Below are 14,030 nucleotides of genomic sequence, written 5' to 3'. Positions count from 1 at the left end.
ACTTGTACGCCCACTTCAGGTCCTGTCCGCCCGTAGCACAGTTACCGGTGGAGATCCTGCGCCAGCTGCTCTGGGAATCGATCATCAGGCACTGCTTGGTCGCGTAGTTCTTGAGGAAACCTTCCGCGGTGTGGCTCCACTTCTGGTTCGTGCCACCGTTGCAGGGAATGACGTAGACGTCCCCGGCAACGTTCGCGTCGAGGCAGTAATGCGTTCCGGTGCCACGCACGGCTTCCGTCCAGCGGTGACGGATGCTGGCGCCGCTCCCTTGAACCCAGACATTGTTGATCAGCACCACGTTCAGTCCGCACGGGCCGGCCGTCGGGGATGTCGCCCTCGGGTCGTAGGCAACGCACTCCTTGGTCTGGTAGTTCACCATCGTGAACTCGGTACCCACGGCAGGCGTAGCCGGGATGCCGCTGTCGGTTCCCGCGGCAGATGCCGGGCTCGTCGACGTGGCGAGGAGTCCCGCGGCCAAAGCGGCGGTGGACGCCAGGCTCAGCAGCCCGCGCCTGCTCCTCGTGCGGCGGCTCGTCATCAGTGCCTTCTGGAACATGGAAGAACTCCTCGTCAGTGACTTGGACTTGCCTGCTGGCGAGGCGTACGACAGCCCGGCACGGCCGTGCCGGGTGGCCCGCCACGAGGCACTACGGCCGAGCACCCCCGCGGGTTCGACGGCAAGGTGCGCCTCTTCGCAACGGGTCACCCGCCTGGTCGGCGCGGCCGCGGGCGGCGCCTTCCCCTACAAGCACGTCGCGCGCCATGGCGGTCTCCTCGCGTCTGAGCTCCTGCCATCGTCCCGGGGCTGTCGCGTTCGTACTCGGTGGGCCGGTGGGACTACCTCGCCTTACCTCGCCGGCCGAGTGCTGAAGTCGCTGCCGGTGGGTCCTCCCCCGCGGCTCACACGTATCCGAAGTTCTGGGTCCACCACGCCAGCCGCGCGCCCGGTACCCAGTAGAGCCCTGCCCCGATCGCGCGGAAGTCGGGGTTGAGGATGTTCGCGCGGTGCCCCGGGGAAGCCATCCAGGCCCGTACCACCTCCCAGGCGTTGGGCAGGTGCACGGCTATGTTCTCGGCGCCGGGGAAGCGGTACCCGGCCGCGTACATCCGGTCTGCCGGGGAGGTGCCGTCGGGGTCGAGGTGATCGAAGAAGTCCCGGGCCGCCATCGCCTCGCTGTGTGCCCGGGACGACTGCCGCAGCATCTCCTCCGTCCGCAGGGCGTTCAACCCGGCCGCGGCGCGTTCCTGGTTCACCAGCCGGACGACACCGTCCTCCAAGGACTGACGACGGGACACGACCAGAGGACGCCGGGCGCCGCTCACACGGTGCTCGGCCGAGGGGGACCGCGGGATGAAGCGCAACCCGTTTCCGTCGTCCTCCCACTGCTCGTCCCACTCGGCGCTCTCCACCCCGGGCTCCCCCTTCGTCGAACGGAACTCGCAGCCGGGTACGCCGTTGCTGTCCGCCGGTGTCCGGACTCGAGCCCTGCGCAGGCGCGGGCGCCCCCTGGGCGCGCACCCGGCCGCCAAGCCTATGCAGCCGCTTCGGTGGGGAATCCTGCGGCAGTGGTCCGCGCCGCACGGTCCCTGAAGTACGTCGACGAGGCTGCGGATCGCGCTCCGGACGCCGCTGGTCATGGCGAACCTCGCGGGTGTTCCTCTCGTAGTGGTTCTGCGTACACGCCCGTACGCGTCCCTCACCGCCATTGATCCAGGGGAGTCGCCGCATGATCTCCGTAGACCTACACCCGATCTTCCGCAACAACCAGGACATCGAACTCGCTCTGCGGAGAACCCTGTTCAGGGCCCTGCACACCGGTGAGGACATGGTGGAGTTCATTCCCGGCAAGGGTGCGGGACAGCTCAAGCAGCGTGTGCTGACCTTCCTGGCGCAGAAGCACATCCGGCGGCTCTATGCCGAGGTGGAGCAGGTACCGGGCAACAGCGGACGGGTCCGGGTCCGGATGAAGCCGCAGAGTGTCAAGGCGCCGGGCCGGCCGGGCCGCCTCCCCGCGGAGCCGGACGTGTGGGAGGAGGACCACGACTTCGGTCTGTGAGGGAGCACGCAGCTGGGCGCAGACACCGGCAGCCACTGCTGGAAGGAAAGGGCACGGGTGGCTGGGCCGCGTGCGTGGAGTGGACGCCTGCCCCCACGGATCATGCGGTGATCTGTCAGGCGCACCATGCCGGCGCCCGTCCTCTGTGGCCCGCACGACTGTGGCCCGCACGACCGGCCATACCTGCGCATCGGCTACTTAATGGAGTGCGTGAGCGGTGAAGGCGCGGCCCGGCGGGCGCTGGACAGGTTGATGGCGGAGCTGGAGCGCACGAGGCGACCGTCTCCCGTCTACGACGCCCACCACAGCGAGTGAACCGCTGAGCACCGGAGCGTCCGCCGGGGATCACCCTCCGGCGGACGCCCGTCTTCTTTCGTAATGACGTTACGGCAATAACGGTGTTACGGTCGCGTCGGACCAAGCGGAGCGAGGACGACCTGATGACCGGACGAAGGGCCGAAGCGCGGCGCCGGAACCGAGAAGCCCTGATCACCGCGGCGGAACGCCTGTTCACCGCCCACGGCTACCGGGACGTGGGAGTCCACGCCGTCGCCCAGGCCGCGGACCTGACCAGCGGAGCCATCTACTCGATCTTCGGCTCCAAACTGGATCTTCTCCTGGCCGTACTCGACCGCCGGCTGGACGGACTGGACGCCGCGCTGGCGGAGGTGGACGGCGATCGCACGACCACCGCGACCGCCGTGGTTGCCACGTACGCCGAGGAGTTCCACCGTGTCGTCACCTCCCGGGACGGCCGCAGCGCCCTCCGGCTCGAGGTGGACGTCCTGGCGGTCGTCCTCCGGGACGAGGACGGAACCGCGGACCGGCTCCGCCTGGCCGTCCGCCGAGAGGAGCGCCTGGCCTCCGTCCTGACCGGCAGGACCGTCGCCACGGACGACGACCACAGGCTCACTGGAGACCAGGCCTCACGGCTCGCCTCGGCGGTCTGCGCACTGCTGCGCGGCCTGGCCCAGCAGCAGGCGCTCACAGGCGGCGCCACCACCCCGGACCGGTGGGCCGACCTCGCCGCCGCGCTGATCACCCCGGCGCGCCGGCCTTGATGCCCTGGGCCACCAGCCCACCGGGCCCCCGACACACCGGCGAAAGGCCATCGACCCATGGATCACATGTACGACGCCGCCCCGATCGGCCGGCTGCTCACGGTCGACGAACTGAACGCGGCTGTCGAGGACATCGTCCGGGACTTCCCTGAGCGGTGCCGACTGCGCCGGATCGGCTCGTCGCGCCAGGGCGAGCCCCTCAGCCTGCTGTCGGTGGGGGACGGGCCGGAACAGGTGCTGGTGGTGGGCGGCCCGCACCCCAACGAGCCCGTCGGGCTGTGGACGGTAGTGCGCCTGGCCAGGCTGGTCGCCGGTGACGAGGCGGCACGCGGCCGGCGCACCTGGAACTTCATCCCCTGCCTCGACCCCGACGCCACCCGCCTCAACGAGGGCTGGTTCGACGGTCCCCTCACCATCCGCCGCTACCACGAGCGCTTCTACCGTCCGGCCCTCGACGACCAGCCGGAGTGGACGTTCCCGGTCCTGGAGGAGGGGGCGTACTTCGACGCGATGCTGCCGGAGACCCAGGCGCTGGCACGCGTCATCGACGAACTCCGGCCCCGGCTGTCGTACTCCCTGCACAACTCAGACTTCGGCGGGGTGTTCCACATACTCGACCGGGACTTGCCCGGCGCCGCCGCCGCTCTCAACGAGGTCAGCGCTCAGCGGGGTCTGGCCCTCTCCCTGGGCCCCATGGACACCCTGGGCTGGGCCCAGGCGGGGCCGGCGGTCTACCTCATGCCGCAGGCGCGGGAACTGGCCGCCGCCGCGGCCCGCGACGACGGCACCGCGCGCTTCGGTTCCTCCAGCTCCCACTACGCCGCCCGGCACGGCGCCACGACGCTGATCGTCGAGACACCGCTGTGGCGCGACCCCCGCGCGAGCGACGCCGGGACCACCGGCCGGGCCTATCCCGAAGTACTGCAGGAAGGCAGCCGCGACCTGGAGGACACCGTCGGGCGGATCTCGGACGTCATGGACCCGGTACAGCCCTTCCTGACGGTCCCCACCCCGCTGCGGCGTGCCCTGAGCGGTTCGCTGGAGCAGACGCGGGCGCTGAGGGTGGGCTACCGGGCGATGGAGCCGGTGTTCGCCGGCCGGGACGCCACGGTCGCCGAGGAGTTCACCGTGCGGTGCACCGGGCACATGCTGCGGCTCAGGGCCGCCGGTCTGCTCCGCCGGCACCTCGACGTCGAGCAGCGCGCCGGCAACCAGAGGGCCGCCGTGCGCACGGCGGCCCGGGCGGCCGACGCGCTGTTCGACCTCTGGTGCGCGCAGGCCGAGGCCTATCTGACCGCCGATCCGTATCCGCTGGGTGACCTGGTCGCCGTCCAGGTCGAGGCGGTGCTGGCGGTGGCCGGGCTGCTGGACGCCGAGACCGTGTGAACCGTGCGCCCGCTTGCCCGCGGATCCGTACCGGCATCGCCGTACGCCCAGACCGTGCGTAGCGGTGGGCCTCCCGGCGGGAGCGTCACGGCGCCGCGAGATGATGCGGAGCGCGACACGTCCGGTCCCGTGCCCTGGTCCGCCGACGCACGGGGGCGCCGACGCGGGGAGGGGTCGCGGTTCCCGGCGGGGCGAAGCGACACGGCGACAGTGAGGGACGAGAAGGTGCACGCAGACGCGGTGCTCGGCAGGGCGGTGGAGGCCGGACGCGACCGGGCGTTCGTGGGCCGCGCGACGGAGATCGCGCTGTTCAGGGCGGCGCTGGCGGGCGAGCCGGGTGCCAGTCCCGTGCATTACCTGCACGGGCCGGGAGGCATCGGCAAGTCGACCCTGCTGCGCCGGCTGGCGCGCGAGGCGGCCCGCGCGGGACGGCCGGTTGTCGAGGTGGACGCCCGCACGGTGTCACCGACGCCGCAAGACTTCACCGCTGCCGCCGCGGGTGCCCGGCACGAGCCCGGCGCCGTCCTGCTGGTGGACACCTTCGAGTACTGCCAGGGACTGGAGGACTGGCTGTCCGAGGAGTTCCTCCCCAGCCTCCCCGCGGGAGCCGTCGTCGCGGTCGCCGGCCGCCGACCGCCGAGCGCCCGCTGGCTGTCCGACCCGGGCTGGTCCGGGCTGTTGCACGTCACCGGCCTGCGCAACCTCTCCCCCGGCGACGCGGCCGGCTACCTGGAGGCCCGCGGGGTCCCGCGGACCTTCCACGAGACGCTGCTGTCCTTCACCGGCGGCAATCCACTGGGCCTGGCGCTGGCCGCGGCGGTGGCCGTCAAAGAGGGCGAGGGCGCCTCGGTACGGTCCGGCTGGGCTCCCAGCCAGGACGTGATCGCCACGCTGCTGCCCCGGCTGGTCGGTGACATACCCGGTCCGCGGCACCGCCGGGCCCTGGAGATCTGCGCCCACACCTATGTCACCTCCGAGTCCCTGCTGCGGGAGCTGATGGGGGAGGGGGCGTCGGAACTGTTCGCCTGGCTGCGGGCCCAGCCGTTCGTCGAGTCGACGGACACCGGGCTGTTCCCGCACGACGTGGTGCGCGAGGCGCTGGAGGCCGACCTGCGCTGGCGCGACCCCGAAGGTTTCGCCGAGATGCACGAGACGGTGCACGCGTGCCTGGTCGAACGGGTCCGCCGCGCTCCGGAGTCACGGATGCTGCAGGCGACGACCGCCCTGCTGTACCTGTACCGCGCGGAGGCCCTGGTGAACTTCCGCAAGTGGCGTGAGGGCGGGCACGTCACGGACGAGCCGTACCGGACGCCCGACCGGGAGCGGGTGCTGGAGCTGGCCGAGGCCGCGGAGGGGACCGAGTCGGCGGCGATCGTCCGCTACTGGCTGGACCGTCGGCCCGAGGCCTTCCGCGTCTACCGCTCCACCCAGAACGGCGAGACCGTGGCCTTCTTCGCCTGGCTGCGCATGAGCGCCCCGCCGCCGCCCGGGGCCGACCCGGTCGTGGACGCCGCGTGGGCGCACGCGCGGGCGGGTGCACCCCTGCGGGCCGGTGAGCACATGGCCCTGCTGCGGTTCGCCGTGTACCCGGCCCGCTACCAGCGCACCTCCGCGCCGATGGACCTGATGCACTGGCGAGGCCTGGGAGAGATCTTCCGCGACGAGCGGCTGGCCTGGTCGTTCGTGGTCAAACGCGACGACGGGCACTGGGACGACTACATGCGACACTTCGCCATGCCGCGCTCCGAGCGGACAGCACGCGTCGGCTCCCATACGTACGTCCTGTTCGGCCACGACTGGCGGGCCCAGCCGGTCGGTCCCTGGCTGAAGAGCCGGTCGGAGGCGGTCTTCGTGCACCGCCGCGGCAACGGGCAGCCGACAGCGCCCACCAGAGGGCACCGGGAACTGGTGGTGCTGTCCCGGGCGGAGTTCGACGCGGCCGTGCGCGACGCGTTGAAGAGCCTACGCCGACCTGCGGATCTGGCCGCCAATCCCCTCAACCGCAGCCGCCTGGTGATCGAGAGCGGGATTCCGCTGGCCGGACTGCTCACCGCCGCCATCGACGCGCTGCCCGCAGACCGCTCGGCGGACAAGCACCGGCGGGCGCTGCGCACCACCTATCTGACGGGCGCCCCCACCCAGGAGGCCGCGGCCGAACGCCTGGGGCTGCCGTTCAGCACCTACCGCAGACACCTCACCTCGGGGCTCGGCCGGCTGACGGACCAGCTGTGGCGGCAGGAACTGTCCGGGGCGGCGGCCGATCCGGTGACTGCCTCCAGCCGACGCGTGTGAACGGTGGGCCGGGAACGTCCCACCCGCCCGACGCCGCCGAACCTTGCCGATTCCTTGCCGGACGGACCGGCCAGCGTGTCATTGTGCCCCGGAATCACGGCTTTTCGCCGAGGTCGGGCCGGAAGACCGACGGCGGTGACCCCGCCCTGCTCCTAGGATCGGCGCAGCCTCTCGGGTGACCGCCCCGGCATCGCCCGGCGAGGACAGACACGCGGTCCCGGCCGGTTCCCCGCTCTTGTGATGGGTCGAAGGGCGCGGGTGTCCCGTCTGCCGTGCGATCAGCGTTCTGGTCGTTCTCTCATGCCCTTCGCGCCGGATCATGCTGAGGCGAGCGCCGGCGCGTCCTTCAGGAGGTTCTCCACAGCATGCGCAAGAAGATACTGACCGGCCTTCTCGCCGCCGCGGCGGTGACAGTGGGACTGATGGCGCCCGCACAGGCGGGCACGATCGGGAGGCCCGCGGGAGACAGTCATACGCAGGTCTCCCCGCCCTTCGAGATCAAGAACAAGGCCACAGGCAAGTGCCTCACGTCGTCTGGCACGACGCCGCGCCCGGTCACGGCGGGATGCGACGCCGACGACCGCTGGGTCATCCACAAGCAGCAGGGCGTGACACTTCTCAGGCACGCAGCAAACGGCAAGTGCCTCGACTCCAACGGCGATGGCGCCGTCTACTTCTCCACGTGCGCCCCCAGGGACATGGGTCAGTGGTTTCGGCTGTGCGTCAGAGACGAGATCAACAACATGCGGTGGGGGACATGGCTGACCGGGTGGCACAGCGGCGCCCCCTCACTCGTTGAGCTTAAGCACGCGGACCAGGCCAAGATCTCCTGGGCTTACCCCCGGCCGTCCCTGATGTGCGACAGGTAACACACCCCGAGGAGTTCTGCCCCACTGCCCGTGCACAGCGGGGCAGTGGGGCAGAACGCCGTCCGGACTCGACGCCGGTCGCCGTACCCCACCCCGCCCGGGACGAACCTGGCCGATTCCTATTCCTTGCCGGACCGGCCGACCGGAGTATCTCTGCGCCCCGAAATGGTGCGGTTTCCAAGGCAAATGGGCCGGACGACCCGACGGCGGCGGCCCCGTTGGAACAGCGGCTACCCCACGCTCACCGACCTCGGAGGCGCGAACGTTCCGAAGAAGCAGGAGTAGGCCTACCGACAGTTCGCCTCGCAGTGCTGACGCGCGGGCGGTGACCCGGTGAACCGGTGGCCCAACACCGACGTTCTGGCGGGTGTACGTTCCCGACCTCACGGAGATCACCATGCCCGAGACAGCCGGCGTCCTGGCCCGATACATCGAGGGCATGCTCGGCTCACCACTGCCGGTGCGGCTGCGGACGTGGGACGGCAGTGAGAGCGGGCCCGCCGGCGGTCCTGTACTGGTGCTGCGCACCCCGCGTGCCGTGCGCCGGCTGCTGTGGCAGCCCGACGAACTGGGGCTGGCCCGAGCCTGGGTGGCCGGTGAACTGACCGTCGAAGGCGATCTGTACACGTTCCTGGACCGGTTGTCCGGCGCGCTGTGGGAGAGCGAGGAGCAGCAGGACGACCGGCCGTCCCCGCTCACCCGGTTGACGGCGGCGGTACAGGGCGTGATGGCAGGCAACCCCGCCGCGCTGCTGCGCCTGCTGGGCGGGCTGCCGCTGCCGCTGCCCAACCCGCCCGAGGAGACCGGGCGCCGCCGGGGCCGGGCGCACACTAAGGGCCGGGACCGTACGGCCGTCAGCCATCACTACGACGTCGGCAACGACTTCTACCGCCTGGTCCTCGGTCCGTCCTTCGTCTACTCGTGCGCCTACTGGCCCCAGTACACCTTGCACGCCAGGGGCCTCGACCGGCCCACGCCGCCCACCCTGGAACAGGCCCAGCACGACAAGCTGGACCTGGTGTGCCGCAAGCTGGGTTTGCGGCCGGGACAACGGCTGCTGGACGTCGGCTGCGGCTGGGGCAGCATGGCGATGCACGCCGCCGCGGCGTACGGCGTCCGCGTTACCGGGGTGACCATCTCCGTGGAGCAGGCGGAGCTGGCCCGCAAGCGGGTCGCTGAGGCCGGGCTCGGCGACCTGGTCGAGATACGGGTGCAGGACTACCGGGATGTCACCGACGGGCCGTACGACGCGATCTCGTCGATCGGCATGGCCGAGCACGTCGGGGCGGAGGCGTACCGGACGTACGCGGCACGGCTGCACGGTCTACTGCGGCCGGGCGGGCGGCTTCTGAACCACCAGATCGCGCGCCGTCCGCGCCGCGTGGAGGAGTCGTACCGGCTCAACGGGTTCATCGACCGCTACGTCTTCCCCGACGGGGAGCTGTCACCGGTCGGTTCGACCGTGTCGCTGCTGGAGGAGGCCGGTTTCGAGGTTCGTGACGTGGAGGCGCTGCGGGAGCACTACGCGCTGACGCTGCGGGCCTGGGTGACCAATCTGGAGCGGGACTGGGCGGAGGCGGTGCGGCTGGTCGGCGCCGGGCGCGCCCGGGTGTGGCGGCTGTACATGGCCGCCTCGGCCGTCGGCTTCGAGCGCAACAACCTGGGCGTCAACCAGGTGCTGGCCGTCCGCACGGCCCCGAGCGGCGGTTCGGGGATGCCGCTGGTGGCGCGGGTGCCGGTGACCGTGGAGGGGTGACGCGCGGGTTCTTGGTGGTCGGCTCCGGGGGGGGTCCCGGTCCGCGTGAGGGCGTGGGCCGCTCCGGGCCTCCATCCGGAGGGTGGATACGGACGGGGCAGGGCGGAACGGGGCTGAGAAGGAGACGAGCCGGGGAGTGTTCACGGGTCGCTGGGCGGTCGGCCGTGGCCGGATTCGAACCCTCGGGCCGGTCCGGCCGTAGAGCGTGACGAGAACGCCGCCCGGGACTCCGCGCGCCCCGAGAGGGCGCCACGGGGCCGACGCGGGGCGCGGACGTCCCGCCTGCCCCGTGGCGGCCGGCTGGCACCGCGCCGGCGGTCACCGCGGCTCCGCCGCTCGCCCGTCCCCGTCATTTCGATCCGAGGAGTCGTCGTCATGCCCAAGATCCCCCTGCCCAGACCCGGGCCGGTTGCGTTCGCCGTGGCCACCGCCCTGGCCCTGGGGCTGCTGCCCACCACGGCGGCGGTGTCCGCGTCGCCCGAGGGCCCGGTGCCGCCCGTCCAAACCTCGGCTCCTGTCCCCCAGCCGCCCGGCAGCGGCCGCGCCCACACCGTCACCCTCATCACCGGTGACAAGGTCACCGTCGCCACCGCCGCCGACGGCACGGAGGTCCGCTCCTTCCAAGGCGCCAACGGCACCACCACGGGCTTCACCCGCACGGTTGTCGACGGCTCCACGTACGTCTACCCCGACTCCGTCCTGCCCTACGTCGCCGCGGGGAAGCTGGACCGGCGGCTGTTCGACGTGACCCGGCTCATCGCGGACGGCCACGACGACGCGCACTCCTCCGGGCTGCCGCTCATCATCGGCTACACCAAGGCCGCCGCCGAGTCCCGTCGGCTGCCTGAGGTGCCCGGCTCCCGGGTCGAGCGCCGGCTGGACAGCGTGCGGGGCGCGTCCCTGACACAAGAGCGTGCGCGAGCCGGGGAGTTCTGGGAGTCGGTCACCGGCGGACCGGACGCCGCGCGCCGGTCGAGTGCTCCGGTCTTCGCCGGCGGCGTGGCCAAGATCTGGCTGGACGGCAAGGTGACGGCCGACCTGGCTGAGTCGACCGCGCAGATCGGCGCGCCCGAGGTCTGGTCCCGGGGGACCACGGGCGGGGGTGTGAAGGTCGCCGTCCTCGACACCGGGGTCGACCCGGACCACCCCGACCTCGCTGACCGGATCGACGGCACCGCCAGCTTCGTCCCTTACGACGCGGAGATCGCCGACTACAACGGCCATGGCACACACGTCGCGTCCACCATCGCCGGTACCGGTGACGCCTCCGGCGGTCAGGAGCGGGGTGTCGCTCCCGGCGCGCGTCTGGAGGTCGGCAAGGTCCTCGACGACGAGGGCCGGGGCGATGAGTCGTGGATCATCGCGGGCATGGAGTGGGCCGCCCGGGACCGTCAGGCCGAGATCGTCAACCTCAGTATGGGGAGCAGCAGCGGTGATCCCGCCGATCCACTCAGCCAGGCGGTCGACCGGCTCAGCCGGGAGACGGGCGCCCTGTTCGTCGTGGCGGCGGGCAACGCGGGAGCCCCGCGCACCATCTCCAGCCCCGGTGCGGCGGACGCGGCGCTGACCGTCGGCGCCGTCGACTCCGCGGACCGTCTCGCCGAGTTCTCCAGTCAGGGCCCTCGCAAGGGCGACGCGGGCCTGAAGCCCGAGATCACCGCGCCCGGTGTCGGCATCGTCGCGGCCCGCTCGAGTTATCCGCGCGGCTCCGGCGACTACACCACCATGAGCGGTACGTCCATGGCGGCTCCGCACGTCTCCGGTTCCGCCGCGCTGCTGGCCGCCCTTCATCCCGACTGGTCGGGACAGCAGTTGAAGGAGGCTCTGGTCAGCAGTGCCCGCGCCACACCCGCGTACACACCCTTCCAGGCGGGCGGCGGGCGCCTCGACGTCGCCTCGGCGACCCGGACGACGGTCTTCGCCACCAGCAGCGTCCACTCCGGCCTGCACGCCTGGCCCACCGAACCGGGCGCCACACGGGTCCGGAAGGTGACGTACACCAACACCGGTGACGTCCCGGTCGCCCTGGATCTGGCCGTCGGCTCCGGTGTTCCGGCGGGGCTGTTCAGCCTGTCCGCCGACCGTGTCACCGTTCCCCCGCGCGGCACGGCCGCCGTCTCGCTGACTGTGCACCTGGACCGGCTGCCCGCCGACCAGCCGGTCGCCGGTGTCCTCACAGGCACCGATTCCACCGGCGCGGTCCGCACCCGCACGCTGGTCGGCGCGGCAAAGGAGGGACCGCGGCACGACCTGACCATCACCGCGAAGGACCGCTCGGGCACACCGGTCACTGGCAAGGTCGCCCTGGTCGCCGACCGCTTCTTCACCTCTCTCGAACTCAACGCGGACGGCACCGCCACCACGCGCCTGCCCGCCAGTTCCTACAGCGGCTGGCTCACCGCCGACGTGCGGGGCGTCAACGGGCGAGGGTCCAAGGGCATGGCGCTGCTGAGCTTCACCGATGTGCGCCTGGACCGGGACCGTACGGTGACCCTGGACGGCCAGCGGGCCCGGCAGGTCCGCGCGCACGTGCCGCAGCGGACAACCATGGTCGCGCCGCGCGTCGACATCCACCGCTCGTACGCGGACAGCCTGGTCGAGTCGTCCGTGCTGCCCGACGCGTCCTACGACAGCGTCTGGGCGCTGCCCACCGCTGGGAAGGTCACGTACGGGAAGTTCGAGTTCGGGACGCGCCTGCGTCTCGAGCAGCCGGCGCTGACCGTAGGTACAAGAGGACGTACCTACGGGGATCTGCTGGTCAAGCGCGGTGCCGAGCCGCTGCCGGCCGGCACCCGCTTCCTGCCGGTGGTCCTCGCCGGCGACGGCTCGGCCCCGGCGCGGTCGTGGCCGAAGGCGCGCGGCAAGGCCGTGGTGGTGCGGCGCAGTGACACTGTCACAGTCGAGGAGCAGGCCCGGTCCGCCGCGGCGGCTGGCGCACGCCTGCTGCTGGTCGTCCATGACGGCACCGGCCGGCTGCAGCCCTGGGACGAGACCCCGTACAGTCCGCCGAGTCCGGCCCCGCTCACGGTGGCCACGCTCACCGCCGGGCAGGGCGCCGACCTGATGGCCGCCGTACGGCACGGCCGGGACCGTCTGACGGTCACCTCCCACCCCGCCACCGGCTATCTCTATGACGTGGTGCGCCACTGGACCGGTGCTGTCCCCGCCGATCCCACCTGGAGGGCGGGGCACCGGGACCTGGCCCGGGTGGACGTGTCGTTCCGCAACCCCCGTCAGGCGAAGGCGCGCGAGTTCCGTGCCGACGTGTGGCAGGGCTGGACCGTCGGCAACACGCTCACCGCTCCCGCCCACGGTGAGCGGACCGACTGGGTCACCGCCGGCAACAGCGCCTGGGTGGAGGATGCCGGCGTCAACGGCGAGATCACCCAGCAGTCCCTCGGCCCAGTCCGTTACCAGGCCGGACGGACCGAGCGAACGCGGTGGTTCGGGCCAGTCCTGCGTCCGCGCATGGCGCCCCTCGGCTACCATCCGACGCGTCACCTGGACACCGTCTACATCCCTGCGCCCGGCTGGGGCGACTCCGGCGGCGGTCACGTCGGGGACACGTACGGGAACCCCGGTGTACGCAACCGGGCGGCGCTCTGGCAGGGCAGCCGGCTGCTTCACGAGAGCGGCACCGAGTACCTCCAGGTGTCCGGACTGGCCGCGCGGCGGCTGCAGTACCGGCTGGTGGTGGACAACGACCGGGGTACGTGGGCCGGTCCGTACTCGACCCGCACGAGGACCGAGTGGGACTTCACCTCCGCGGCCACGGACGGCGCAACGTCCGCTTCCCTGCCGCTGATCCAGCTCGACTACGGCGTCGACACCGACCGGGCGGGCCGGGCCGACCGGCACACCGCCCTGACAGTGTCCGCGTCGCACCTACCGGGTACGGACGCCGCCGTCGGGAAGCTGGTGCTCGACGTCTCCTACGACGACGGGACTACCTGGCGCCGGGCCGGTCTGGACCGCCGTGACGGTGCGTGGCGGACGGCGCTGCACGCCCCGAAGGGCGCCGGCTACGTCACCCTCAGGGTGACCGCCCGGGACGGCATCGGCAACGGCGTGACCCAGACGATCACCCGGGCCTTCGGCCTGCGCTGACCGGCAGGTCCGTGCCCCCACCGTCGGGTGGGGGCACGGGCCTGGGCGGGCGGAGTCAGTGGCGGCGGTGCCGGACGCGGTGGACGGTGCCCCAGTAGAGGGTCAGGAACGCGCGGGCGAACAGGAGCCCGGCCACCTCGTACAGGGGTGTGGGCGGCCGGCCCTGGAACGCGAACGGCTTCACGGGTCTCCTTGTGTTCAGGTCCTGCGACCGCTGTCGGCCCACACGTTCTCGATGAACTGGAGGCAGTTCGTCCGGCCGGACTTCCCGAAGACGACCCTCCACCCCTTGGGCACGTCCACGAACACGGGCCACAGGGTGTGCTCGCCCTCGTCGTTCGTCACCACGAAGTAGGAGACGTCGGGGTCTTCGAAAGGACCGGCCATCGGATACGTCCTCTGTGTCGCCAGGGTGTGAGCCGCCGCCGATCCGCGCGCGGTGGACGCGGCCGTCCTCGTTCACTACGGGGGAACCGCGGCCGCGGTTCACACTGTTGCGGGC

Annotated in this window: 11 protein-coding genes; 7 read left to right on the top strand and 4 right to left on the bottom strand. The window is 71.9% G+C overall.

The window, feature by feature from the left end:
• Nucleotides 1-556: ricin-type beta-trefoil lectin domain protein (locus M8H82_RS34465; RefSeq protein ID WP_250079344.1), on the bottom strand; the 556-nt coding region annotated here is incomplete at its 3' end.
• Nucleotides 557-900: 344 nt separating this feature from the next.
• Nucleotides 901-1,410, bottom strand: a complete 510-nt coding sequence (locus M8H82_RS34460) for a CAP domain-containing protein (protein WP_250079343.1) — start codon at nucleotides 1,408-1,410, stop codon at nucleotides 901-903.
• Nucleotides 1,411-1,727: 317 nt separating this feature from the next.
• Between M8H82_RS34460 and M8H82_RS34455 the strand changes: the two genes are divergently transcribed.
• The 7 genes from M8H82_RS34455 (at nucleotide 1,728) to M8H82_RS34425 (ending at nucleotide 13,528) form a co-directional block, all read left to right on the top strand.
• The gene (locus tag M8H82_RS34455) at nucleotides 1,728-2,057 is read left to right on the top strand and encodes a Smr/MutS family protein (protein ID WP_250079341.1); all 330 of its coding nucleotides are present in this window, start codon (nucleotides 1,728-1,730) and stop codon (nucleotides 2,055-2,057) included.
• Between the two features lie 440 nt (nucleotides 2,058-2,497).
• Nucleotides 2,498-3,118, top strand: coding sequence for a TetR/AcrR family transcriptional regulator (locus M8H82_RS34450; RefSeq protein ID WP_250079338.1), 621 nt, complete (start codon nucleotides 2,498-2,500; stop codon nucleotides 3,116-3,118).
• A 57-nt stretch (nucleotides 3,119-3,175) separates the two neighbouring features.
• Complete coding sequence (locus M8H82_RS34445) at nucleotides 3,176-4,504, top strand: M14 family zinc carboxypeptidase (protein WP_250079336.1); 1,329 nt, start codon at nucleotides 3,176-3,178, stop codon at nucleotides 4,502-4,504.
• Nucleotides 4,505-4,729: 225 nt separating this feature from the next.
• Nucleotides 4,730-6,796: an AAA family ATPase gene (locus M8H82_RS34440; protein ID WP_250079334.1), complete on the top strand. Its 2,067-nt coding sequence runs from the start codon at nucleotides 4,730-4,732 to the stop codon at nucleotides 6,794-6,796.
• Between the two features lie 365 nt (nucleotides 6,797-7,161).
• Entirely contained in the window at nucleotides 7,162-7,665 is a 504-nt protein-coding gene (locus M8H82_RS34435; RefSeq protein WP_250079331.1) for an RICIN domain-containing protein, read from the top strand.
• 397 nt (nucleotides 7,666-8,062) lie between these two features.
• Entirely contained in the window at nucleotides 8,063-9,421 is a 1,359-nt protein-coding gene (locus tag M8H82_RS34430) for a cyclopropane-fatty-acyl-phospholipid synthase family protein (RefSeq protein WP_250079329.1), read from the top strand.
• Between the two features lie 375 nt (nucleotides 9,422-9,796).
• Nucleotides 9,797-13,528: a S8 family serine peptidase gene (locus M8H82_RS34425; protein ID WP_250079327.1), complete on the top strand. Its 3,732-nt coding sequence runs from the start codon at nucleotides 9,797-9,799 to the stop codon at nucleotides 13,526-13,528.
• A gap of 55 nt (nucleotides 13,529-13,583) precedes the next feature.
• Here the strand turns inward: M8H82_RS34425 and M8H82_RS36575 are convergent, their stop codons facing one another.
• Nucleotides 13,584-13,712 (bottom strand): hypothetical protein, encoded by a 129-nt coding sequence (locus tag M8H82_RS36575; protein ID WP_284049707.1) that lies wholly within the window; start codon nucleotides 13,710-13,712, stop codon nucleotides 13,584-13,586.
• Between the two features lie 14 nt (nucleotides 13,713-13,726).
• A complete protein-coding gene (locus M8H82_RS34420) occupies nucleotides 13,727-13,915 on the bottom strand; it encodes an MbtH family protein (RefSeq protein WP_250079326.1) in 189 nt (62 codons plus the stop codon).
• Nucleotides 13,916-14,030 lie beyond the last annotated feature (115 nt).

Origin of the sequence: Streptomyces sp. YS415, from assembly GCF_023544665.1 — a bacterium.
Taxonomy (GTDB): Bacteria; Actinomycetota; Actinomycetes; order Streptomycetales; family Streptomycetaceae; genus Streptomyces.
The sequence above is the reverse complement of the archived record's forward strand: the minus strand, read 5'-3'. Positions and strand labels throughout refer to the sequence as shown.